The organism is Flavobacterium sp. IB48 (assembly GCF_016405855.1).
Taxonomy (GTDB): Bacteria; Bacteroidota; Bacteroidia; order Flavobacteriales; family Flavobacteriaceae; genus Flavobacterium; species Flavobacterium ginsengisoli.
Genome location: NZ_JAEFCA010000001.1, coordinates 1,391,509 through 1,417,038, shown reverse-complemented (window position 1 = coordinate 1,417,038; position 25,530 = coordinate 1,391,509). Strand labels below are relative to the sequence as shown.

The window sequence follows — 25,530 nt, the reverse complement described above, 5'->3', positions numbered from 1 at the left end:
CACTGAAAACTGTGACTGCGGCTGAATATTATCTAATAATCATCACTTTTTTAACTTTAGTTTCTCCTCCGTCTTGAGCAGAAATAAAAACCATGTAAACTCCAGATGCTACTTTATATCTTCCGAAAGCAGTTGTGTCCCATTCGATTGTTCCGCCCGAAGATGTTACCTCGTAAACTAAGTTCCCCTCAATGTCAGTAATTTTGACATTTGCCTTATCAATTAATCCTGCAACTTTAACGGTTCCTGTGTAATTAGGACGAACTGGATTTGGATAAACATAAACATTGCTTAAATCTTCATTGGCATCTGTTGAAATTCCGCCAAACGAAACCAATCCTTTACTGGTTGCAATAAAAACTTCTCCTGTTCTACCATTTATCTTAATATCATTTACATAATTACTTGGTAATGGCGAATTGTTTATTGTAAAATGATATTTTGTTTCCTGTCCATTTGGCGAAACCATAAATACTCCAGAATCTGCAGTTCCGATCCATTTGTTATTTGCCCCATCAACCGCAATAGAAGTTACAAACTGCTCGTATAATAATTCTTGAGCCAAATTATCTTCTGTAATAATAATTGGATTGGCTTTTAGCTGACTTTCAGATTGAAAACTCGAGACGTTAGGCAAAACTCTCAAACCCTTTGTCGTTCCAATCCAAAGCTGATTCTTTGTATCTAAAGCAATCGCTCTTACATCTGCAATTGGCAAATTACCAGCATCAGCGCCAAAAGTCATTTTTTTAAAGGTATTAGTGCTTTCATTAAATCCAACAACTCCAGTTTTATAGGTCCCGATCCACTTTACATTATTGCGATCTATTACTATACTCGAATAATTCTCTTCCCCCACATCTTCTGATATTGCAGCCATCGAATAGCTGCCCCATTGCCCATTTGTTTTTAAAACTTTCAATCCGTTATTGATTCTACTATTGGTAACCCAAAGATTTCCAGTTTTATCAAAAGCAGTTGCATTAATTCGGACATCTATATAATTTGGACCTTCTGTTGTAATTGACTCCAAACCACTGTTTTTTTCATTATACAAAAGAGTTGGAACATCATTTTCAATCTTCAACAATCCAGAAAAAAAAGAACCCGCATAAACTTGCTTTTCGTTATTCGGATTGATATAAATTCTGGTTATTGATTTTGCGTCAAAAACATCAGAATATGGAATATTTAACCATCCCGAAGCATTAAAGCGACTAATTCCGTAACTATCTAAAGGATAAGGGTTGTACACAGCATCGTAATCTCCATATACTGCCCACAAAACATTTGAACCAGCATCTATAGAAAAAATATTGTTGCGTACTGGTCCACTGGGAGTACTATTTTCGAAAACTGTGACGTTATTTAAAGAAGAAACAAACAAACCTTTTTCTTTTGTCCCGATAAAAATCTGATCCCCAACTGCGGTTGCGCAACTAAAATTCAAACTATTATCTAAAACCTGAGCATTTGTAATTTGCCTATTCAATACCATTTGATTATTATAGACATAAACAGTATTGGCGGTTGTAACAAATAAATTATGATTTTTTACTCTTGCATCAATAGCCGCTTGAGGTAATTGCAAAAAGCCCACAAATACATTTGAATTGAATCGATGAATATATCCAGAACTATTTATTGCAATAAGTTCTGTATCTAAAGCTTCAACACTAGACCAATCTCCTCCATTTACAATTGACCATTGACTAAAATCTACAAGATTAGCGTTTGCACTATCAGCTTTTCTAATACCGCTAGAAGTGGCCACAAAAATAAATCCGTTAAACATTGCCGTTTGTTTTACACTTATTTCTGCTCCATTATCACCAATAAAATAAGTGTCTCCGAATTGTGAAGTTTTAAGATTGAATTGAACAATTCCAAAATCGCAAGAAACATATATCAATCCATTATTCTCCATAAAATGATTGATTTTTTTAGTATTTGCTGGCAGTTGTTTATTAATAATATCAACGACTTTCAACATACTTCCGTCAGCATCATTAATTAAAATCATTAGTCCATTTTCATAGCCAACTATTGTTTTTTTGAATGCTTCGCTGTAGTAAACTGCAGAAATTGTCTGACCTGAAAGTCCGTCAACTGTAGTAATCGATTTAAGGATATTTGTCGTTACGTTTCTTGAAAACAATGCATTTTCTGAAGCTGCTATTACAGCTGTTGTTGATTCTGAGATATCCTTTACTTCATTAAATGAAAAATAACCTTGCCAAGACAATTTGCCCTGCGCCATGCAAAACTGAATTAGAAGTAAAAACAAACCGCAGAAAAAAACTTTTTTCATCATATAATGTATTCGAATAGACAAATATACTACAAACGGAATTTTATTTAATTTTTAGTACAAATAAAATACCCCCGATATCTTATGAAGATAACGAGGGCATTTCTAATTATTGTAATTAAATCTTAAACTACACCTTGAGCAAGCATAGCATCGGCAACTTTTACAAATCCGGCAATATTAGCTCCTTTTACGTAGTTAACATATCCGTCTTCTTCTGCACCGTATTTTTTACATTGGTTATGAATTCCGATCATGATTTCTTTCAATCTCAAATCCACTTCTTCACTTGTCCAGTTTAAACGTATTGAGTTTTGAGTCATTTCTAATCCAGAAGCAGCAACACCTCCAGCATTTGCAGCTTTTCCTGGTGCGAATAATACTTTATTGTCTAAGAAAAGTTTAATAGCATCTAATGTAGAAGGCATATTTGCAGCTTCTGTAACACATAAAACGCCATTATCAATTAACTTCTTAGCATCATCTCCATTTAACTCGTTTTGAGTAGCGCAAGGAATAGCGATATCTACTTTTACTTCCCAAGGGCTTTTTCCTTTATGGAAAATAGCATTTGGATATTTCTCCAAATATCTTTCTGCTCTATTATCTCCAGTAGCTCTCATTTCAACCATATGGTCAATTTTTTCTCCAGAAATACCTTCTTCATCATAAATATAACCATCAGGTCCAGAAATAGTAACTACTTTACCTCCTAATTCATTTACTTTTAAAGCAACTCCCCAAGCCACATTTCCGAATCCAGAAATAGCAACTCTTTTACCTTTAATTTCATGACCAATTGTACGAAGCATTTGATCTGTAAAGTAAACTACTCCATATCCTGTTGCTTCTGGTCTAATCAATGAACCACCGTAAGCCAAACCTTTTCCAGTTAAAACTCCCGTAAATTCATTTCTAATTCTTTTGTATTGGCCAAACAAATATCCAATTTCTCTTGCTCCTACACCAATATCTCCAGCTGGAACGTCAAGATCTGGACCAATATGACGGCATAATTCTGTCATAAACGATTGGCAGAAACGCATAATTTCACCATCTGATTTTCCTTCTGGGTCAAAATCAGAACCACCTTTACCTCCACCCATTGGAAGAGTTGTCAAACTGTTTTTGAAAACTTGTTCGAAAGCAAGGAATTTTAAAACTGATAAATTTACTGTATGGTGAAATCTAATTCCTCCTTTATAAGGTCCAATTGCAGAGTTCATCTGAATTCTAAAACCTCTGTTTACAATAATTTCTCCTTTATCGTCTACCCACGGAACTCTAAATATAATTGATCTCTCTGGTTCAGCGATTCTTAGAAGTATATTCTTCCCATCGTATTTTTTACGTTCTGATATAAAAGGAATTACAGTTTCAGCAAATTCTCTCACAGCTTGAAGAAATTCTGGCTCGTTTGGATTTTTTGACTCAATTAGAGCCATAAATTCATTTATTTTTTGTTCCATCTTTGAAATAAATTTTTCAGATAATTAAGTTTAATCTTTACTCTTATAAAAATAAGAAATCATGTTTAAGAAAACGTTTTCGTTTTAACAGACAAAGATATATCAAATAATGATTCAATGTTATATTTTTCACTTTTTTGAATCGATTTGTGTTTTTTTCAAACATTACAAAAAAACACATTTTACATGTAGGTGTTTACATGCAAATCACTCTTTAAAAGTTAGTAAATTAAGTATTTTGCTAGTTATTTTTCAATAGAGCGATTTAATATTTTGAATCGATTATGTTTTTTATATATTTGCCGTGATTTGTAAGCCCTAAAAAATGTCTAAACCCCTATTTATCACATTACTTGCCTTGTTTGGCATATCAACTGCTGTATCAGCACAAGGACTAGCTCAAGAGATCGGAATTTATGCCGGACCAGTTACATTACAGTCTGATTTTGGAGAAAGACACAACTTCGATACCAATGTAGGAAACACTGGTTTTGGTGTTGGAATTATGCACTTTCTTAACTTTTCTAGCAACAACAATAGAGAAAGTTTTTTTACAGAGCATTTTAAAGTAAGAACTGATCTATCTTTCAGCAAAACTACTTTAAAACATCATGGCCAATGGGTTAATTACAAACCTGACGGACTATTTGCACAGCAATTAAAAAATATGCACGCAAGTTCTAGCATATTAGGTTTAGGTGCTCAGTTAGAATTTTCTCCTTTTATGAAAACCCACGATTACGAAAACACAATTGGTAGCCTTAGTCCGTATGGAAGTTTAGGATTTCAGGTTAGCTATTATTCGGCAAAAGTTGGATCTCATTTAGGAGACATCACCTTACCAACTGTTACTCCAGGAAAATACTTAACTCCATCTGATGGACGTGCACATGGATTCTCTACAGAAACTGGCGTAGTTTTATCTGCAACAGCTGCTGTTGGTGTTCATTACAAATTATCTGAACTGAGCGATTTAATGTTTGAGACTCGTTTCTCTATGTATAATTCAGATTGGATTGATGGATTAAACCCAAATAAAGATATTTATAAAGAAAACAAATCTAACGACTGGCAGGTTTGGTTTAACTTCGGATATATTTATTATTTAGAGTTCTAAATCAAGAAAATTTACAACATAAAAAATCCCAAATTCCAAAACTATTAAAATTGGAATTTGGGATTTTTATTTTTAGATATACTTATTAAGCTAAAGCTTGCTCTAAATCTGCAATTAAATCTTCTGCATCTTCAATACCAACGCTTAATCGAACTAAATCGTCTGTAATACCAACTTCTGCTCTTTTATCTGCAGGAATAGATGCATGCGTCATTAAAGCTGGATGATTTGCCAATGATTCTACTCCACCTAAAGATTCTGCCAAAGTAAAGACTTTCAGTTTTTCTAAAAAAGCAATAGAATCTTCTTTTTTGCCTGATTTAAAATCAAAAGAAACCATTCCGCCAAAAGCTTTCATTTGCTTTTTAGCAATTTCGTGAAACGGATGATTCTTCAAACCTGGATAATAAACTGTTTTAATCTTTGGGTGATTACTCAAGTATCCAACTACCTTTTCTCCATTTTCACAATGTCTCTGCACTCTTAGAGCTAAAGTTTTGATTCCTCTTAAAACCAAAAAACTATCCATCGGCCCAAGTGTAGCTCCAGTAGCAAATTGCTGAAAATGTAACTGTTCTCCAAGCGCTTCATCTTTTACAATTAATGCTCCAGCAATAACATCAGAGTGTCCTCCTAAATATTTTGTCGCAGAATGCATTACAATATCTGCTCCTAAATCTAAAGGTTTTTGTAAATAAGGCGTTGCAAAAGTATTATCTACCGCAAGAAGAATTTTTTTCTCTTGAGTGATTTTTGCTATTTCTTGAATGTCCGCCAATTTCATTAACGGATTGGTTGGCGTTTCTACCCAGATTAACTTCGTGTTTTCGTTAATTAAACTTTTCAGTTTTTCGATATTCGTCATATCTACAAAATGAAATTTAATACCCGAATCTTTATAAACACGAGAAAACATTCTGTACGTTCCTCCATACAAATCATCCATTGCAATGATTTCGTCTCCCGCTTTAAAAGATCTTAAAACGCAGTCTGTCGCAGCAAGACCAGATGAAAATGCTAATCCGCGAGTTCCGTTTTCAATACTAGCCAAAGCGTCTTCTAAAGCCGTACGCGTCGGGTTTGAAGCTCTACTATATTCATAATCTGCCAAAGGTTTCCCTGGACTTGTTTGAACAAATGTTGAAGTTTGATACACTGGTGGCATAACAGCTCCTGTACTTGGATCATGATGCTGTCCTCCGTGAATAACTTTTGTATTGAATTTCATATAGTTATAAATTTTAATTCCATAATTCTTTTACAAATTTACCGCTTAATTTATTTTATCGCGACACAAGTTCTTACCTTTGTAGATAATTAACACTTTTTGATATGAAAAATTACATATTTATAATCTTTTTGTGTTTGATTTTTACAAGTTGCAAAAAAGAGCTTTCATTTGACAATGAAACGTTTGAAGAAAAATCTACTATTCCCTGCAAAAAAGATTGCCCAAGAATTACGATAGAAGTTCCAATTGCTAAAAATGTTAAAGTAACATCAGACAGCATTAATAAAAAAGTATTTGCTGTAATTAAAGAGATTGCATTTTTTGAAGAAGATTCGGTAAAAGTTGATGATTATAAATCATTAGCAAAATCGTTCATTGTTTCATACGAAGAAATGCATCAAAAATTCCCAAATGACACCTTTGGCTGGGAAGCAAGAATAATAGGAAATGTAGAATTTCAGTCAGAGCAAATCTTAAATCTTAAAATTGACCATTATACCTTCACAGGCGGCGCTCATGGCTATCAAGGTTATCGCTCTTTATTATTCGATAAAAAAACAGGAAAAACGATTTTTAACAATCAGTTATTTAAAAACGAAAAAGAGTTTAAAGCTTTCGCTGAAAAAACTTTCAGATCAAAATATAAAATTCCAGAAAAAGCCAATATTAATGCTACAGGATTAATGTTTGAAAATGACAAATTTCAACTTCCTCAAAACATCTTCTATACTTCTGCGGGTTTACTTTTATATTACAATTCATATGAAGCTGCATCATACGCAGATGGCCCAAAAGAGCTTTTATTCCCGTATGAAGAAGTAAAAAAATATTTGAATTTTCATTAAATAATTTCAGCATCGATTAAATGCACCGCAGTGTGTCTCTATAGAAAACCTCAGAATCTTAGAACCTTAGCAACTTAGAATCTTTTTTCACTGAACATCATACTTCATTTTACGCAAAACCCTCAAGGCTTCTTTAAACGAAGAATATACATTTTTATAAGGCTTTAAAAGCAATTTCGCATCGATTAATTTTTGTCTGGCATCTTCAAAACCATTCAAATGACAAATCATAAAGGTAGAAGGCAGATTTTCTAAATCCTTCATTTCACGATCCGATAAAGTGATTTCTTTTTGGAGTTTACCCAATAGAGCCATATTCGAATTATAAATATGATATAGCATTTTTCTATTGAATTCTGGCGGCTGAAAAAGCATCTGACGGTCGATTTTATAATAACCGTTATCAAAAAAATAAATGGTTTGCTCTTCTAATGGATAATAACTTGTTTTGTCATTTAATCCTAGCGGAACATATTCTGTAATGGTAAAAGTATCGTCATTATATTCGATTGTAACAACATCTTGTGCCGAATAAAAAAGTTTAATCTGTTCGTTTATCAATTCGATATCTACACGAGACAAATATGTTTTATCACGTAATTTTTTTGGAACTCCAGCCCAACAAATCACAAACAATTCTTTAAAAACACGATATTTCGGGGACATATCTTTATGCCTGAAATTCATAAAATCAATAACACCGTCTAAAGTATATTGAATACTATTTCGAGAACTATTTTCGATTCCAATAACCGTTTCTGTATTCTGATTGTTTTTTTCAATTTCCTCGTGTTCTTCCAGAGGAATCGAATTACTACCGCGTCTTATAAAAACACTATTGGCAAGAATGGTATGAATTCCTTTTTTAAAGTAAGAGATTTTACTTTTAGGCTTTATTGTAACGAGACCAATTACTTTATCTTTTGGAAGATTAGGAAAAGGGACGTTTTCATATTGAATTTTTGGAGGGTTTTCTAAAAAAGCATTGACTAGATTCTGAATTCTACTATCATCAAAGAAATCGTCGCCGACAATTTCGTTATCTTGATCTTCTACTCCAACTACGATATAAGAATTGTTATTCGGGTTAGAATTGGATAACGCGCAAATGTGTTTCAGAAATTTGCCTTTTCCTTCTCTCGAGTGAAGATTCAACTGCCTTTTTTTATCATAAAAACTGCTTTCGTCATTATGAGCGAGGAGATTTTTAATTAAAAGGCGTTTATTAATCATGTCGATTTTATTTAGCCACGAATTGCACTAATTCGCAGTAATTTAATTTATTAAAACTTAAAATTAAAAAAAAGACGCACTACAGTGCGTCTATATATTCGATTTTATTTAAATATTCTTTTTAACAATCGTCGAAGAGGCCTGTGCAGTACTCATAACAACCAAATCGGCAATATTTACATGATAAGGTCTTGAAACCACAAAGTGAATAATATCGGCGATATCTTCTGCCCGCAGCGGATCAAATCCTTTATAAACATTTGCCGCTCTCTCAACATCTCCTTTAAAACGAACTTCGCTAAATTCTGTTGCTACCATTCCTGGATGAATACCTCCAACTCGAATTCCAAACGGATTCAAATCAATTCGCATTCCTGCAGTAATGGCATCAACAGCGTGTTTAGATCCGCAATATACATTTCCATTCGGATAAACTTCTTTTGCAGCAGTTGAACCAATATTAATAATATGTCCAGATTGTCTTTCAACCATCTGCGGAATTATAGCTTTTGAAACATACAAAAGACCTTTTACATTAATATCAATCATGGCATCCCAATCGTCTAAATTTCCATTTTGAATCGGATCTAAACCATGGGCATTTCCTGCATTATTAATCAAAACGTCGATTGTAGAAAAATCGCTTGGCAAAGCTCCAATTTTTTTTAAAACTTCTTCTTTATCGCGAACATCAAATGTTAGAGAATGAACTTCTGTAAAAGCCGAAAGTTCTTTTTGAAGTTCTTCCAAACGATCTTTACGTCTTCCGCAAAGGATCACTTTATAATTGTTTTTCGCTAAAATCTGAGCGGTTGCTTTTCCAATTCCGCTTGTAGCACCAGTAATTAAAACTGTTTTTTTCATTTCATTTTTTTTATTTTTTGCCACAGATTAAAGGATTAAAATGATTCTTTTGAAATCTGTAAAAGTCTTTTAATCTGTGGTAAAATATTTTAATTCTTATTTTTCCATTCCTCCAAATTCAACACCATATTGAGCGCTGTCCAAGTTTCTCCATCTACTTCTCTCAAATATTTTTTATCAGGATTTAAAATAAACCCAACTTTTTCATAACATTTTTGAGCTCCGACATTAAAGTCAAAAACATTCAATTCAATATTTCTTTCTTTCCTGTTTTCAAAAATATATTGCAACAATAAAGTCACCATCTGCTCGCCGATTCCTTTTCCTCTTTGATTTTCATCCATAATCAAGATTCGACCTAATTTTGCAAAACCATCGTAAAAATAAATTTCACAATGTCCAATAGTGCTGCCATTCGAAATATTTACAACTCTAAAAGCAACTCTATTTTCATCAGAAAGCGTTTTGTCTATTTGGCTTTCTGTTAAAGGAAAAGTAAACTCTGGTCCGCCAAATTGCATTAAAGCTTTTGCATTCTTAACAGAATCGATTAATTCAGAATAATCTTTTTTCTCAAAATTTTCTAAGCGTATCATTTTTCAGAACAGTCCAAATTAAGGCACATCGTCACCCATACTTTCTGTCCAGATTGCAAACCAATCTTCTGTATCCATTTCCAGTTCAACTGCTTTTGATAAAGCCTGAATTCTAGCAATATTTACGGTACCTGCAATCGGAATTACTTTTGCAGGATGTTTTAAAATCCATGCCAATAAAAGTGTATCTGCACCTAAGTGATATTTTTCTAATAAAGTAGAGAACAGTTTTTTCAAACGACGAGTCTGTTTGGTATCTTCTCTAAAAACAGTTCCAAGCGGGTTCCATGATAGAGGGCGAATTCCGTTAGTTTGCATATAATCTAAACTTCCGTCCAACATTGGCTCGTAATGTGTTGCCGAAAATTGTACCTGATTATAACTCACTTCTGTTTTCTGACGAATTAATTCTGTTTGAGAACTAGTAAAATTAGAAAGTCCAAAATCGATAATTTTTCCTTCTCCTTTTAATTTCTCAACAGCTTCGGCAATTTCGTCGGCCTTCATTAATGGACTTGGTCTGTGAAGCAGAAAAACATCTACATAATCTGTTTTTAAATTTTTTAGAGATTTTTCTACAGACTTAATAATATAGTCTTTAGAATAATCATAATGTTTGATTTTGTTTTCGGGGCGTTTTTCAGCAATCATCTGAATACCGCACTTTGTAATTAATTGTAATTTTTCGCGATCAATTTTACTTGCATGAAAAGCTTTTCCAAAATCGGCTTCGGTCGTATACGAACCGTAAATATCCGCGTGATCAAAAGTCGTAATTTTGTTTTCGATACTCACTTGTATCATGTTTTCCATTTCGCTAGTTGTAAGGTTTTTATCCCAAACTCCCCAATTCATAGTGCCCGAAATTATAGGCGATAAGACTGTTTTGCTCATAATAGTTATGCGTTATTTTTGGTAATAATTATGCTTTCATAAAGCATAATCATCAAAGTTCTTAAAAATATAAAAATAGATTCACAATTAGTCCTTAAAATTAGGTCTTTGGTCGAAGTTTTAACCATTCTTTAACATCTTACTTCTCAAAAAATATTCAATTTGCACTCTCAAAAATTAGGCGTAAAAATCAAGGTTTTAAAAATATTTATATGGAAGAAAATACAACGACTTTAGACATTAGAGCGATAAATGAAAAAATTGAGCGAGAAAGTGCTTTTATAGACCTTCTTACAATGGAAATGAACAAAGTTATTGTGGGTCAGAAACATATGGTCGAGCGTCTATTGATCGGATTACTTGGACAAGGGCATATTTTATTGGAAGGAGTTCCAGGTCTGGCAAAAACTTTAGCCATCAACACGCTTTCTCAAGCGGTTCAAGGATCTTTCAGCCGTATCCAGTTTACGCCAGATTTATTGCCTGCCGATGTTATCGGAACCATGATTTACAATATTAAAGCAAACGAGTTCTCAATTAAAAAAGGACCAATTTTCGCCAATTTCGTACTTGCCGATGAGATTAACCGTGCTCCAGCAAAGGTTCAATCAGCTTTATTAGAGGCGATGCAGGAGAAACAAGTTACTATTGGTGACACTACATTTAAGTTAGACCGTCCATTTTTAGTATTAGCAACACAAAACCCAGTTGAGCAAGAAGGAACATATGCACTTCCTGAAGCGCAGGTTGACCGTTTTATGTTGAAAACTGTTATTGATTATCCAAAAATTGATGAAGAGCGTTTTGTAATTCGTCAAAACTTAAAAGGAACTTACGAAAAAGTAAATCCTGTAGTTTCTGTAGATCAGATTTTACGTGCTCAGGAGGCTGTTCGCGAAGTTTATATGGACGAAAAAATTGAGAAATATATTCTTGATATTATTTTCGCTACACGTTATCCAGAAAAATACAAATTAGCCGATTTAAAACCGCTTATCAGTTTTGGAGCTTCTCCTCGTGGAAGTATCAACTTAGCTAATGCTGCTAAATGTTATGCTTTCATCAAACGTCGTGGTTATGTAATTCCAGAAGACGTTCGTGCTGTTGTTCACGATGTATTACGCCACAGAGTTGGAATCACTTACGAAGCAGAAGCAGAAAACATTACTTCTGTAGACATTATCAACAAAATCGTTAACGAGATTGAAGTACCTTAAAAAGTTGATGGTTGATAGTTTTTTGTTGATGGTTTATGCGCCATCAACCAACGACCCTAAACCATAAACCAAACAAAAAATGGATACAAAAGAGCTTTTAAAAAAAGTACGGAAAATAGAAATCAAGACCAAAAGACTGAGTAATCATATCTTTTCGGGAGAATACCACTCTTCATTTAAAGGACGAGGAATGACGTTTAGCGAGGTGCGTCAATACCAATACGGAGATGATATTCGTAACATCGATTGGAATGTAACCGCACGCTACAACGAAGCTCACGTTAAAGTATTTGAAGAAGAACGCGAATTAACCATGGTTTTGATGGTTGATATTTCGGGTTCGGAATCTTTTGGTTCTAAAAATCAATTCAAAAAAGACATTGTAACCGAAATTGCGGCAACAATGGCTTTTTCGGCTACACAGAATAATGACAAAATTGGTTTAATATTGTTTTCTGATACAGTAGAATTATATATTCCGCCCAAAAAAGGACGTTCGCATGTACTGCGTATCATTCGTGAATTGATCGAATTTGAACCAAAAAGCCAGAAAACAGATATCGCGCAAGCTTTGAAGTTTTTATCTGGAACCCAGAAAAAGAAAGCCATCATTTTTATGATTTCCGATTTTATGTCTGATTCTTATGAGCATACATTAAAAATTGCTTCTAAAAAACATGACATCACAGGTGTTCGCGTGTACGACATTCGTGAAGAAAGAATTCCAAATTTAGGAATGGTTCACATGCTGGATGCCGAAACTGGAAAAATCCAATTGGTTGATACAAGTTCAAAAGCTGTTCGTATGAATTATGAGAAGCACTATCAGGAGAAACTAAATTACTTTAAAGATACTTTCCGTAAATCTGGAGCAGGAATTGTAAATACCAGAGTAGACGAAAATTACGTTACTAAATTATTAGGCTATTTTAAATCACGATAAAAATTTGGCAGTTTTGATTAACCATCAAAAATCGTTAATCTAAAATCTTCAATCGTTAATCAAATGAAATTTAAACTTTATATATTTTTATTGCTTTTCTCTACTATGATTTTTGCACAGCAGAAACAAGTAGAAACAAGTATTGATACCACCAAAAATAAAATTGGTGCTGAGTTCAAGCTAACGCTTAAAACGGTTGTAAGCTCCAAATCTAAAGTTGAATTTCCAAAACTTAAAAATATTGGTCCGCTAGAAGTTATTGAGTCTTATCCGATTGATACAGTTAAGAAAAATGACACTTACGAACTGGTTAAAAAATATGGTTTAACACAATTTGATTCTGGTCGTTATACAATTCCAAGCATTAAAATTTTAATCGATAAAAAGCCTTTTTATACAGATTCTCTAAAAGTTGAAGTAGCCCCTGTAAAAGTTGATACTTTACAGCAAAAGATGTACGATATTAAAGACATCTCTTCTGTTGATGAAGGAATAGGAAATTGGTGGATTTATACTTTAATAGTGCTAGCAATTTTAGGAATTGGCGCATTCGTTTATTGGTATGTTAAAAAACGTCAGCTGAAAAAAATCGAGGAAGAAGTTTACAAAACTCCTATCGAAAAAGCGACAAGTTTATTAAACAACCTAGAGAAAAAAGAACTTGTTCAAAAAGGAGAAGTAAAAGAATATTATAGTGAATTAACAGATATTGCGAGAAATTATATCGAAGAAGCCATCCATATTCCAGCGATGGAAAGTACAACTTCTGAGTTAATTACAGCAATTAGAGAAGCATCTACCAAAAAGAAAATGACGCTTACACCAGAAACTGTTGAGAATCTGGAGCGTGTTTTACGTCAGGCCGATTTGGTGAAATTTGCAAAATCTAAGCCACTTGATTTTGAAATTACTGAAGATCGAAATAAAATTCAGAAAGTAATTTTAACCCTTGATAATGCTATTCCAACTGAAGTTCCAGAAGACATTGAGGATCAGTTATTGAACGAAGCGCAAAGACAAAAACAAATTCAGGCGCAGCTTCGCAAAAAAAGAAATGCAAGAATCGGTTACTCTGTTGCGGCTGTAATCTTATTGTTGTTTGTAACTACAACTTATTTTGTGGTTACAAAAGGTTTCAATTACGTAAAAGACAATATAATTGGTCATCCTTCTAAAGAATTATTAGAAGGCGAATGGGTGAAAAGCGCTTACGGAAATCCAGCAGTTCTTATTGAAACTCCAAAGGTTTTAAAAAGAATGGATACTCAAAAAGTGCTTCCAAAAGAAGCAATGGCACTTATCAAAGAAATGCAGCTTTTTGCATACGGAAGTATGATTGACAATTTCTATGTAACAGTTTCTACATCCAAATTTAAACAGCCAACCGAAATAGATTTAAGCAAAGCTCTCGAGGGGACTATAAAAATTATGGAGTCTCAAGGCGGACAAAATATTATTGTAAAACAAGAAGATTTTCAAACTAACGAAGGTATTCAGGGAATAAAAGGTTACGGAACGATGACAGTTCTGAATCCTGCAACTAAAACGAGCACAAAAGCATACTATGAATTGTTGCTTTTCAAACAAGATCAAGGTTTACAACAAATCATGATCTTACACGAAGAGGGCGATACGTATGCAAATGAAATCACGACCCGAATATTAAATTCTGTTGAACTTCAAAGAGCAAACAACTAATGGGCAATATCAGTTTTTTAAATCCAGAATTTCTTTGGTTGTTTCTATTAATTCCTATTGCAATAATTTGGTTTTTCTGGAAACGCAACCAGCAGTCGGCTACCTTAAAAATGAGCTCGACAGCAGGATTCCAGAAGAGCGAATCGTTTTGGACCAAGTTCAAACCTGCTTTATATGTTTTCAGAATTTTGGCTTTATGCTCGTTAATTATAGCATTGGCGCGTCCAAGAACTGTAGATATTAGCAACCAGACCAAAACGACAAAAGGAATTGACATCGTAATGGCAATTGACGTTTCTGGATCTATGCTAGCAAAAGATTTAAAGCCAAATCGTATGGAAGCTTTAAAACGAGTTGCAGCAGATTTCGTTGAAGAAAGACCTAACGATAGAATCGGATTGGTTTTATATGCTTCTGAAGCTTACACAAAAACTCCGGTTACAAGTGATAAAGCGATTATTCTCGAAGCTATAAAAGGAATTAAATACGATACGACTTTACAAGATGGAACTGGAATTGGAATGGGATTAGCAACTGCTGTAAATCGTTTGAAAGACAGTAAAGCAAAAAGCCGCGTTATCATCTTGCTTACCGATGGTGTAAATAATGCTGGTTTTATTGAGCCAGAAACAGCATCTGATATTGCAAAACAATACGGAATTAAAGTATATACAATCGGTCTTGGAACTAACGGAATGGCAGAATCTCCATATGCATATGCTCCAAATGGCGGTTTCTTATTCAAAATGCAGAAAGTAGAAATCGATGAAAAGTTAATGAGAAACATCGCTAAAAAAACAGATGGAACTTATTTTAGAGCTACAAGCAACGATAAATTAGCAGAAATATACAACTCAATTAATAAATTGGAAACAACAGAAATTCAGGAATTGAAATTCTACGATTACGATGAAAAATACAGGTTTTTTGTCTTATTTGCAGGTTTGATGTTATTACTTGAAGTTGGATTAAGAAATACAGTTTATAGAAGCTTTATTTGATTTTTTTAAAATCAAAAAATTCCAACAATAAAATTCCAAATAACAAATTGGAATTTGGAATTTAAAGATTAAAAATTAGAAAAGGATTTGGAATTTGGAATTTCAATATTGGAATTTAAAAACATTTATGGAATTAGACGAAAAAAAATATTTATATCTCTTATTACTTATCCCAATTGTGGTATGTATTTTCCTTTTCAATATGTATTGGAAAAGAAGAACGCAACGCGAATTTGGTGATTTGGAAATGGTAAAAAGATTGAGCCCTGAGAAATCGGTTTTTAAACCTGTTCTAAAAATCGTAGTGATTCTTTTGGCGCTTACTTGTTTGATTATTGGTTTGGTAAATCCGAAGATCGGAACCAAAATGGAGACCGTAAAACGAGAAGGTATCGATATTGTTTTTGCTGTAGACGTTTCTAAAAGTATGCTTGCAGAAGACGTTGTTCCTAGTCGTTTAGATAAAAGTAAACAGTTGGTTTCTCAGATTATCAATAATTTAGGAAGCGATAGAATTGGAATCGTAGCTTACGCAGGAAGCGCTTTCCCAGTTTTGCCAATTACATCAGACTATAGCGTTGCAAAAATGTTTTTGCAGAGTATGAGCCCAGGAATGGTTTCGTCTCAAGGAACATCTCTGGACGAAGCAATTAAACTGTCTTCGACATATTTTGACGAAAAAAGCAAAACAAGCAAACTATTAATCCTGATTTCTGACGGTGAAGATCATTCTGAAGGTGCAGCTGCTGCGGCAGAAGAAGCGAATAAATTAGGAATGAAAATCATCACTATTGGTGTTGGTACAGAAAAAGGAGGTACAATTCCTTTAAAAGAAAATGGTGTTGTTAGAGGATATCAAAAAGATCAAAACGGAGAAACTGTAATTACCAAATTAAATCAAGAAGGTTTAAAAACAATTGCAAAAGCAACAAAAGGTGGCTATGTTTACGGCGGAAGCACAAAAGAAGTTTTAGAATACGTAAAAAATGCTTTAAACAATATCCAAAAAACAGAATTTGAAGCTACGCAAATGGCCGAATTTCAATCGCAGTTTCAATGGTTTATCGGGTTTGCATTTTTATTGCTTTTCCTAGACATTTTCTTATTAGAAAGAAAAACAAGCTGGATCAAAGAGTTGGATTTATTTAATGAAAAGAAATAAAAAAGTTAGCCACTAATTGCTCGAATTTACACGGATAACAAATTATTTAATTTGTGAAATTCAAAAAGAAATAAAAAAATTAGTGCCAATTTGTGACCCGAACGATAGTGAACAGGCGAAGCAAATTCGTGGCGAAAAAAAACAAAATTAGAATGAAAAATTTACTCCTTTATATTTTACTAACCGTTTCTTTTGCAGTTTCTGCTCAAGAAAAAGACAAAACGTTGCCTACTGGTAATGAAGAATATAAACAGAATAAATTTATTGATGCTGAGGCAAACTATAGAATTTCGGAATCTAAATTTCCGAAACGATCAACAGCACCTTATAATTTAGGTAATACTATTTATAGACAAAATCAGGTTTCGGAAGCTAAATATGCTTACGCGAAAGCAATAAAAAATGCTAAAACAAAGCCTGAGAAACATAAAGCTTATCATAACCTTGGTAACGTTTTCATGAAAGAGAAAGATTATACTCAAGCCGTTGAAGCTTACAAACAAGCACTTCGTAACGATCCAACAGATGAAGAAACACGCTACAACTATGCTTACGCCAAACAAAAGCTAAAAGAGAATCCTCCTAAAAACGATCAGAATAAAGATAAAAACAAGGACAAAGACAAGGATAAGGATAAAAACAAAGACAAGAACAAGGACAACAATAAAGACAAAGACAAGGATAAAAAAGACGATAAAGGCGACCAGGATAAAGACAAAAAAGATGGTAAAAACGATCCAAAGAAAGATGACAAGTCTGACAATCAAGGAGAGCCAAAACCACAACCTGGAGGAATATCAAAAGAGCGTGTTCAGAATTTGTTAGATGCGGTAAACAATGAAGAAAAGAAAATTCAAGACAAAGTAAACGCTCAAAAAGTAAAAACTAATCCTAAGAAAACAGAAAAAGACTGGTAAAATAATTTAAATCGTTTAGTCGTTAATTGTTTATTACAAGAAATATTCAAAAACGGCTAAACGATTAAACAGTTAAAATAAACAACGATTAAACAAGTAATGAAAAGATATTTAATTCTATTTCTACTCACTTTTCAAGGACTAATGGCTCAGGTGCAATTTGAAGCCAGAGTCAGTAAAAACACACTTGGAATAAACGAAAGGCTTCGTGTAGATTTCATCATGAATGTTGACGGAGATAATTTCGAACAGCCTTCTTTTGAGGGATTTAGAATGGTTGCTGGGCCAAGCCAACAAATTAGTCAGTCTTGGATAAATGGCCGAAGCTCTTTTCAAAAAATATATTCTTATATCATACAGCCTGAAAAAAAGGGAATTGTTACAATTAAACAGGCTGCAATAGAATTTAATGGTCAGATTTACAAAACGAATCCGATAAAGGTTACGGTAACCAATGCTGTGGCTCAAGAAAGAGATCCAAATGACAGACCTCCTGGATCTGGAAATGAATTACTGACTCTTGTTGCTGAAATTTCAAAAACAAACCCTTACTTAAACGAGCCAATTACAGCGGTTTACAAACTGTATTTCAATAACATTGGTGTTACTGGTTTTAAAGAATTGGCAAAACCTAAATACAATGATTTCTGGAATCAGAACATTGACATCAAACAATTGGCAATTGAAGAAGGAAATTTTCAAGGCCAAAAATGTTATTATGTTATTCTGAAAAAGACCATTTTATATCCACAAAAATCAGGAAAACTTACAATTGAGCCTCTTTCACTAGATATTGGTGTGCAATTACCAACAAATCGTCGCGATATGTTTGGCCAAATGATTATTACGGAAGACAATAAAGTGGTTTCTGCTGGAGCAAAAACAATTAATGTAAGACCACTTCCTGAAAGCACAAAACCAGAAGGTTTTACTGGTGCTGTCGGAAGATTGAACTTTACTGTTACGCCTTCAAAAACAACACTTAAAAACGGTGAAGGTCTTGACTTAATCGTAAGTGCGCAGGGAACTGGAAATATGAAGTTATTTACACTTCCAAAACCAGTTGTTCCAAATGCATTAGAAATGTACGATCCTGTTCACGACGAACAAGTAACTACATCTCTAAGTGGTATGTCTGGAAGAGTCACAGACAAATATACTATTGTACCGCAATACCGAGGAAAATATGCTATAAAACCAATGCAATTTTCGTATTTCGATTTAAGCACTGGCACTTATAAAACCATTACTTCGAAAGAAATTATGATTGATGTTCTGGACGGACCAACGCCAGCAGAAGCAAATACAGGATCGGCTTCTAAAAATACTGTGGCAATAACAGATCAATTCAAGAATATTAAATCTAAAACAGTACTAATTCCTATTATTAAACATGATTTTTACGATTCAAGTTTGTATTTAGGGTTGTTGTTTGCACCGTTTATCATTATTCCGATTATCATTTTAGCTAGAAAGAAAAAAGAAGCTATGGATAATGATGTTACTGGAAATAGAATTAGAATGAACAATAAGCTAGCGAAGAAATATTTATCGCAAGCCAAAAAACATCTTAATAACAAAGAGCCTTTCTATATCGCATTAGAAAAAGCTATGCATAATTTCTTGAAAGCAAAACTGCACATTGAAACTTCAGAAATGAGTAAAGACAATATCAGAGAATTACTGCTGTCTAGAAATGCAAATGCCGAAACGGTTCATAATTTTATTGCTCTGACTGAAAACTGTGAATTTGCTCGTTATGCACCGGCGTCGAGCGCTTCAATTCAGCAAGATTATGATAAAGCTGTTATGATTATTTCTGAATTAGAAAAACAGATTGTTTAAACAAAATAAGATGAAAAACATACTATATATCTTTTTATTAATCTCGCAGGTTTTCTTTGCGCAAGGACGCTTTGAATCGGCCAATGCATTGTACCAAAAAGGACAATACAAAGAAGCTGCACAGGTTTATGAGAACATTGTAACGGAAGACAAATTACATTCTGCCGAATTATATTTTAATTTGGGAAATTGTTATTACAAACTAAATCAAGTTGCGCCTTCGATTTACAATTATGAAAAGGCTTTGGTTCTTAAACCAAATGATCCAGAGACTTTAAACAATTTAAAGTTTGCTAAGAAACTGACGATTGACGAAATTAAGGAAGTTCCAAAAGTAGGTTTTGCAAAACTAATTCAGAACTTTACTTCTATTTTTGATTATAATACTTGGGCTAAAATTTCTGTTGCGCTTGGTTTTGCGTTCTTATTGAGTTTTATAGGTTATTATTTCTCAAACGCTACACTTGCAAAAAGAATTTATTTTGTTGGAATGTTTATTGTTTTAATTGCTTTTGCTTTAAGTATTTCTGCTGGAATGTCTGAAAAAAATCATTTTGAAAATGACCGTGTTGCCATTGTTTTTTCTGAATTAAGCCAAGTGAGACATGAACCAAAAAAATCTTCAAATGGAATTATTTTATTGCATGAAGGAGCAAAAGTTTACGTACTGGAAAGTATTGCTGGCTGGAAAAAAATCGAATTGACAGATGGAACCCAAGGTTGGATCGATTCTTCGACTATCAAAGAAGTAAAATAAGTTTAAAAAATATTAATTGTAAAAATCCCAAATTCCAATCTTGCTGGAATTTGGGATTTTTATGTTTTAGAATTTAATGATTAATTCACTGCATCGATCAATCGCACAAATTCAGATCTGTACCCTTCTTCGTCATTTGACAAACCAGATTTTGCTAATCTTTTTATATCCGAACTTGAACTGTTTGCAATATATTTTGAATCACGCAGTTTTAATCCGAACCAAGAAACAGCAGTTGCAAATTTAAAATCTGGAGAGCTATTTTCTATGTCTGTTTTTCTATCTGCAATCACATTTACTATTTCAATACTATTATTGCCATCAGGTTTTTTATATCTAAATTTTACAGTTGCTAACTCATCACTATGATTTCCAGTTACTTTATCTGTTTTAGTGTATTTTAAATCTGAAGGAACGTAATTGCTTTCTACTCCAGTCGGAACAATCTCATAAAGAGCAGTAACTGAATGCCCGCTGCCTAATTCACCTGCATCTATTTTATCATTTTTAAAATCTTCAGCATTTAATTTTCGATTTTCATAACCAATCAATCGATAAGCTTGAACATGGCTTGGATTAAACTCAATTTGGATTTTTACATCTTTCACGATAGCAAACATAGAACCTTTAAATTCTTTTCCAAGAAAACGATTTGCCTCTTGAATGTTATCGATATAAGCATAATTTCCATTTCCTTTATCAGCTAAAATTTCCATTTTAGAATCTTTATAATTTCCCATTCCAAAACCAAGAACAGTTAAGAAAACACCAGATTCTCTTTTTTGCTCAATCAATTTCAACATATCATCATCTGATGACGCGCCAACATTAAAATCACCATCAGTAGCTATCACTACCCTATTATTACCTTCTTTAATAAAATTTTGCTGTGCTAGTTTATAGGCTAATTCAATTCCTTCTCCTCCTGCTGTGCTTCCTCCTGCGTGTAAATCGTCAAAAGCATCGATAATTTCATCTTTGTTATCTCCAGAAGTTGGTTCTAAAACCACTCCCGCAGATCCTGCATAAACCACAATCGAAACTTTATCGATACTTCTAAGTTCTTTTACCAAAATCTTCATCGATTCTTTTAGCAAAGGCAATTTATTCTGCTCGTCCATCGAACCCGAAACATCAACTAAAAAAACCAGATTAGAAGCTGGCAAATTTGCCATTGGAATGTTTTTTCCCTGCAAACCAATCTTTAATAGTCTGCTGTTTTTATTCCAAGGACAATCGCTGTATTCTGTGTTTATAGAAAATGGATGTTGTCCTTCTGGTTGCGGATATTTGTATTTAAAGAAATTGATCATCTCCTCAACACGAACAGCGTCTTTAGGAACTTTTTGTCCTTCATTTATAAATCGGCGAATATTAGTGTATGATGCATTATCAACATCGATAGAAAAAGTAGAAAGTGGAGTTTTTAGTGGAGATTCAAACGGATTTTCTTCTAATCCTGCGTAACTTTCTGTGTTTGGATCTGTATAATTTTCTTCTGGAACTTCGTCGGTAACTGCAACAGCCATGTCTGCTGTTTCATAACTCGCGTCTGGTGCATATGCTTTCTTACAGCTGAAAATAGTAAGTACAAGGAATGCCATCATAAAGAAATTAAAATTTCTCATAAAGTAAATTTTTTAAAATTAATAAATAGGTTATTGGCTTCAAATAAGGACTAGCATTCCGGATGTACTAGAGACGATTATTTGCAATTTTCGAGTATGCAAAATCGTGCCAAAAAAATTACAATTATTTTTCTTACTTGAAAATAAAATCAGAAACCCTGATTTTTAAAGGGATTTAATGTGAAATATTTTTTGTGGATGCGAAATTTTTTTTGCCACAGATTAAAGGATTAAAATAGATTAATCTTTTGAAATCATTTAATCTGTGGCAAAAATTTATATTCAATGTGTTAGACGCACTGCTGTGCTTCTTTACAGAATATGCGATGTAAAATTAAAATGTATAAATTTTCTCTGGCGTAACGCAATAATCCAATTTGATATCAGATTCAAAAACATCATCAATCTGATTTACGGCTTCAAAGAAAGAAAGTCCGATTTTTAAGGTCTCTGGTTTACATTCGGCAAGGAATTTATCGTAGAAACCTTTTCCGTAACCAATTCGATTTCCAAAAACATCAAAAGCCAAAAGCGGTACAAAAACTACTTCAACTTTAGAAGAAGGCACTTCAATTCCGTCAACAGGCTCTGGAATATTGTATTCGTTCTTTTTGATTTTGGTATTATCAGTCAATAGAAAATGCATCATTTTTCTGGTTTCGAAATCACTTTTAGAAACTAAAATTTCTTTGTCTTTGCCAGAAAGCAAATGTAAAACGTATTCGGTATTGACTTCTTTTTGTTCTTCAATTGGGAGAAAAACATGATAATAAATTTTATCCCAAATTGGCATTTGAATCAATTGGTTTGCAATCGCCAAACTCTTCTCTTCTACTTCATCAAAAGAAAGTTTTTTTCTAAAATTTTTATGTTCTATTCGAAGTTCTTTTTTACTCGTCGGCATTGTCTGGAATTTTAGATAAATGATAAATAGCATCGCCTTCGTAAGCAATTGGCGAATGATTGGCATTAATTACATAACCATCATGAGGAGCTTTGACTTTTTGTTCAAATTTTCCAAACGGATCTGTAATAATGGCTAAGATAGTGCCTTTGGTTACAAATTTTCCAACCAGATTAAAATCGTGCAGCAAACCCGAACATTTTGCACGAAGCCAAACCGATTGTTTAATATAAATTGATGGTGTTAATGCTCGCTCAACAATTTGTTTAGAATCTAGCATTCCTAAATAATCAAGCAAACGCTTTGTTCCTAACACACCTTGATTTGCGATTTCGTTATTGATATCTAACGATTTTCCTCCCTCAAAAAGAAGCATTTTTACATTGGCACTTTCAGAAGTTTTTCTAAAAGAACCATTTATATTTTTAGAATAAAGTGTAAAAGGAGCATTAAAAACATCTGCCAAAACTTTCAATTCAGGATTGTTTTCGGTAATTCTAATTTGTGGAGCATTGAATCGGCTCGCGCCACCTGCATGAAAATCGACAGCATAATCTAAAATTGGCAAAATTTCTTCGACAATATGATAAGCAAATCTACTTGCCAGAGAACCTTTTTTACTTCCTGGAAAAACACGATTCAAATCGCGACCATCTGGAAATTCTCGAGACTTGTTCACAAAACCATACATATTGATAACTGGAATGCAAATTATTGTGCCTCGAGCTGGTCTGTTTATTTTTTTACTAATGATCTGACGAACAATTTCGACACCGTTAATTTCGTCACCATGAATTCCTGCCGAAAATAAAACAGTTGGTCCTTCATGCTTAGAACGGCGCACAATAACAGGAATATTCAACTTGGTTGTAGTATGCAGTCGGGCAATTTCGACGTTTATGGTTCTGTGTTCTCCCGGCAAAATCGATTCGCCAAAAATAACCAATGGAGTACTATTTTTCATGTAGAATTATAAAATCTAAATATAGAAATTATTCTTTTGATTTCGTAAATTTGAAACTAATTCAATGTTAAGCTTCTTTTAGAAATCGGAATGGTTTTTGAAAAGCTTCTCGAACATCTTCAGAAATACAATAGAATGCAAAAATCGACCTTAGATCTTCAAATTTTAACCTTGCCTGATAACCCAGGCGTGTATCAATATTATGATAAAGACGGGAAAATCTTGTATGTCGGAAAAGCCAAAAATTTAAAAAAAAGGGTTTCATCCTATTTCAATAAAATTCACGATACTACCAAAACCAACGTTCTGGTAAAAAAAATCGTGACCATAAAACACATCGTAGTTCCAACCGAAACCGATGCGCTTTTATTAGAAAACAATTTAATTAAAACACTTCAGCCGAGGTACAATGTTTTGCTTCGCGATGACAAAACATATCCTTGGATCTGTATTAAAAAAGAACCTTTTTCGAGAATATTTTCAACTCGAAACATGGTCAAAGATGGCTCTGAATATTTTGGTCCATATACCAGTTTCAAAACAGTGCATACTATTTTGGATTTAATTAAAGAATTATATCCACTTAGAACCTGTAATTATGACTTGAGCCAATCAAACATTAATTCAGGAAAATTTAAAGTTTGTCTGGAATATCATATTGGCAATTGTAAAGGCCCTTGCGAAGGTTTGGAACCTTTGGAAGAATACCAAAGACAAGTCAATGCTATTCGCGAAATCCTGAAAGGAAATTTCAAAGAAAGTTTAAAGGATTTCAAGAAATTGATGAATACTTATGCGCAAAATTTACAATTTGAAGAAGCGCAGAAAATAAAAGAAAAGATTGAAGTACTAGAAAACTATCAATCTAGATCTACCATTATCAATCCGAAGATTACCAACATTGATGTTTTCTCCATTGTTTCTGACGAAAGTGCGGCTTATGTCAACTTTCTACAAATTTCACATGGTTCAATTATTCGTTCGCATACTTTAGAAATGAAGAAAAAACTAGACGAAAGTGATGAAGAATTATTAGAATTGGCCATTGTAGAACTTCGCGAGCGTTTTCAATTATTATCTAAAGAAATTATTGTTCCTTTTGAAATGGATTTGGGCGAAAACATTAAAGTAACTGTTCCGCAACTTGGAGACAAAAAGCAAATTCTAGATTTATCTATTCGAAATGCGAAATTCTACCGAATCGAACAATTGAAACAGTTGCAAATTGTAGATCCCGATCGACATGTGAATAGAATTATGGCTCAGATGCAGAAAGATTTACGTCTTCCTTCTGAACCTCGACATATCGAATGTTTTGATAACTCAAACATTCAAGGAACAAATCCTGTTGCGGCTTGTGTAGTTTTTAAAGACGGAAAACCAAGTAAAAAAGATTATCGCCATTTTAATGTCAAAACGGTTGAAGGCCCGAACGATTTTGCTTCTATGACCGAAATCGTGTACCGCCGTTATAAAAGATTATTGGATGAAAACGAACCTCTACCGCAATTGATTATTATCGATGGTGGAAAAGGACAACTTTCGGCAGCATTAAAAAGTATTGACGATTTAGGATTAAGAGGAAAAGTTGCTATTATCGGAATTGCAAAACGTCTGGAAGAGCTTTTCTATCCTGGAGATTCGATTCCGTTATATTTAGATAAAAAATCAGAAACTTTAAAAGTGATTCAGCATTTAAGAAACGAGGCGCATCGATTTGGAATCACTTTCCATAGAGACAAACGAAGCAAATCTGCACTTAATTCTTCTGTAGAAAGCATTCCGGGAATTGGAGAAAAAACCATGCTTGCATTAATACAACATTTCAAAAGTGTTAAAAGATTAAAATTAGCTACAGAAAAAGAAATTTCAGAAGTTATAGGTGCTTCCAAAGCAAAAAAAATTGTCGACTTTTACAAAACCAACTAAACATT

At 33.4% G+C, this 25,530-nt stretch carries 21 protein-coding genes; 11 read left to right on the top strand and 10 right to left on the bottom strand.

Going from position 1 to position 25,530, the window contains the following annotated elements; genetic code table 11:
* Positions 1-28: 28 nt before the first annotated feature.
* Both JC605_RS06075 and gdhA read right to left on the bottom strand, forming a co-directional pair.
* Positions 29-2,311, bottom strand: coding sequence for a T9SS type A sorting domain-containing protein (locus tag JC605_RS06075; RefSeq protein WP_198855535.1), 2,283 nt, complete (start codon positions 2,309-2,311; stop codon positions 29-31).
* Between the two features lie 125 nt (positions 2,312-2,436).
* On the bottom strand, positions 2,437-3,780 hold the full coding sequence (gene gdhA / locus JC605_RS06070) for an NADP-specific glutamate dehydrogenase (protein ID WP_198855334.1): 1,344 nt from the start codon (positions 3,778-3,780) through the stop codon (positions 2,437-2,439).
* Between the two features lie 325 nt (positions 3,781-4,105).
* Here gdhA and JC605_RS06065 point away from each other — a divergent pair, with 325 nt between their 5' ends.
* Positions 4,106-4,897 (top strand): glutamate dehydrogenase, encoded by a 792-nt coding sequence (locus JC605_RS06065; protein WP_198855333.1) that lies wholly within the window; start codon positions 4,106-4,108, stop codon positions 4,895-4,897.
* 85 nt (positions 4,898-4,982) lie between these two features.
* Here the strand turns inward: JC605_RS06065 and JC605_RS06060 are convergent, their stop codons facing one another.
* Positions 4,983-6,125, bottom strand: a complete 1,143-nt coding sequence (locus JC605_RS06060; protein ID WP_198855332.1) for a cystathionine gamma-synthase — start codon at positions 6,123-6,125, stop codon at positions 4,983-4,985.
* Positions 6,126-6,229: 104 nt separating this feature from the next.
* On the opposite strand from JC605_RS06060, the gene JC605_RS06055 reads away from it, so the two are divergent.
* Positions 6,230-6,973, top strand: coding sequence for a DUF3298 and DUF4163 domain-containing protein (locus tag JC605_RS06055; protein WP_198855331.1), 744 nt, complete (start codon positions 6,230-6,232; stop codon positions 6,971-6,973).
* A gap of 87 nt (positions 6,974-7,060) precedes the next feature.
* On the opposite strand, the gene JC605_RS06050 is transcribed toward JC605_RS06055, so the two are convergent.
* The 4 genes from JC605_RS06050 to JC605_RS06035 all read right to left on the bottom strand — a co-directional run bounded on the left by JC605_RS06050 (position 7,061) and on the right by JC605_RS06035 (position 10,560).
* Positions 7,061-8,206 carry an ATP-binding protein gene (locus JC605_RS06050; RefSeq protein ID WP_198855330.1) on the bottom strand — a complete coding sequence of 382 codons (1,146 nt, stop codon included), beginning with the start codon at positions 8,204-8,206 and terminating at the stop codon, positions 7,061-7,063.
* Between the two features lie 108 nt (positions 8,207-8,314).
* Positions 8,315-9,070, bottom strand: a complete 756-nt coding sequence (locus tag JC605_RS06045; RefSeq protein WP_198855329.1) for an SDR family NAD(P)-dependent oxidoreductase — start codon at positions 9,068-9,070, stop codon at positions 8,315-8,317.
* 89 nt (positions 9,071-9,159) lie between these two features.
* Positions 9,160-9,666, bottom strand: a complete 507-nt coding sequence (locus JC605_RS06040) for a GNAT family N-acetyltransferase (protein ID WP_198855328.1) — start codon at positions 9,664-9,666, stop codon at positions 9,160-9,162.
* A gap of 18 nt (positions 9,667-9,684) precedes the next feature.
* Positions 9,685-10,560, bottom strand: coding sequence for an aldo/keto reductase family oxidoreductase (locus JC605_RS06035; protein ID WP_198855327.1), 876 nt, complete (start codon positions 10,558-10,560; stop codon positions 9,685-9,687).
* Between the two features lie 212 nt (positions 10,561-10,772).
* Here JC605_RS06035 and JC605_RS06030 point away from each other — a divergent pair, with 212 nt between their 5' ends.
* The 8 genes from JC605_RS06030 to JC605_RS05995 all read left to right on the top strand — a co-directional run bounded on the left by JC605_RS06030 (position 10,773) and on the right by JC605_RS05995 (position 20,100).
* A complete protein-coding gene (locus JC605_RS06030; RefSeq protein WP_095928410.1) occupies positions 10,773-11,777 on the top strand; it encodes a MoxR family ATPase in 1,005 nt (334 codons plus the stop codon).
* Between the two features lie 79 nt (positions 11,778-11,856).
* A complete protein-coding gene (locus JC605_RS06025; protein WP_198855326.1) occupies positions 11,857-12,720 on the top strand; it encodes a DUF58 domain-containing protein in 864 nt (287 codons plus the stop codon).
* Positions 12,721-12,783: 63 nt separating this feature from the next.
* Complete coding sequence (locus JC605_RS06020) at positions 12,784-14,418, top strand: hypothetical protein (RefSeq protein ID WP_198855325.1); 1,635 nt, start codon at positions 12,784-12,786, stop codon at positions 14,416-14,418.
* Positions 14,418-15,419 (top strand): VWA domain-containing protein, encoded by a 1,002-nt coding sequence (locus tag JC605_RS06015; protein ID WP_198855324.1) that lies wholly within the window; start codon positions 14,418-14,420, stop codon positions 15,417-15,419. The genes JC605_RS06020 and JC605_RS06015 overlap by 1 nt, the downstream gene beginning before the upstream one ends.
* Before the next feature lie 127 nt (positions 15,420-15,546).
* Positions 15,547-16,581 (top strand): VWA domain-containing protein, encoded by a 1,035-nt coding sequence (locus JC605_RS06010; RefSeq protein WP_198855323.1) that lies wholly within the window; start codon positions 15,547-15,549, stop codon positions 16,579-16,581.
* 152 nt (positions 16,582-16,733) lie between these two features.
* Positions 16,734-17,498: a tetratricopeptide repeat protein gene (locus JC605_RS06005; RefSeq protein ID WP_198855322.1), complete on the top strand. Its 765-nt coding sequence runs from the start codon at positions 16,734-16,736 to the stop codon at positions 17,496-17,498.
* 99 nt (positions 17,499-17,597) lie between these two features.
* Positions 17,598-19,343, top strand: a complete 1,746-nt coding sequence (locus tag JC605_RS06000) for a BatD family protein (RefSeq protein WP_198855321.1) — start codon at positions 17,598-17,600, stop codon at positions 19,341-19,343.
* A 10-nt stretch (positions 19,344-19,353) separates the two neighbouring features.
* Entirely contained in the window at positions 19,354-20,100 is a 747-nt protein-coding gene (locus JC605_RS05995; RefSeq protein ID WP_198855320.1) for a tetratricopeptide repeat protein, read from the top strand.
* A gap of 80 nt (positions 20,101-20,180) precedes the next feature.
* On the opposite strand, the gene JC605_RS05990 is transcribed toward JC605_RS05995, so the two are convergent.
* From JC605_RS05990 to JC605_RS05980, 3 genes are all read right to left on the bottom strand, one after another.
* Positions 20,181-21,728 (bottom strand): VWA domain-containing protein, encoded by a 1,548-nt coding sequence (locus tag JC605_RS05990; protein WP_198855319.1) that lies wholly within the window; start codon positions 21,726-21,728, stop codon positions 20,181-20,183.
* A gap of 334 nt (positions 21,729-22,062) precedes the next feature.
* Positions 22,063-22,632 carry a 5-formyltetrahydrofolate cyclo-ligase gene (locus JC605_RS05985; RefSeq protein WP_198855318.1) on the bottom strand — a complete coding sequence of 190 codons (570 nt, stop codon included), beginning with the start codon at positions 22,630-22,632 and terminating at the stop codon, positions 22,063-22,065.
* Complete coding sequence (locus tag JC605_RS05980; RefSeq protein ID WP_198855317.1) at positions 22,619-23,596, bottom strand: succinylglutamate desuccinylase/aspartoacylase family protein; 978 nt, start codon at positions 23,594-23,596, stop codon at positions 22,619-22,621. The genes JC605_RS05985 and JC605_RS05980 overlap by 14 nt, the downstream gene beginning before the upstream one ends.
* 135 nt (positions 23,597-23,731) lie before the next feature.
* Between JC605_RS05980 and uvrC the strand changes: the two genes are divergently transcribed.
* Positions 23,732-25,525: an excinuclease ABC subunit UvrC gene (gene uvrC / locus JC605_RS05975; protein ID WP_198855316.1), complete on the top strand. Its 1,794-nt coding sequence runs from the start codon at positions 23,732-23,734 to the stop codon at positions 25,523-25,525.
* The last annotated feature ends 5 nt before the right edge of the window (positions 25,526-25,530 follow it).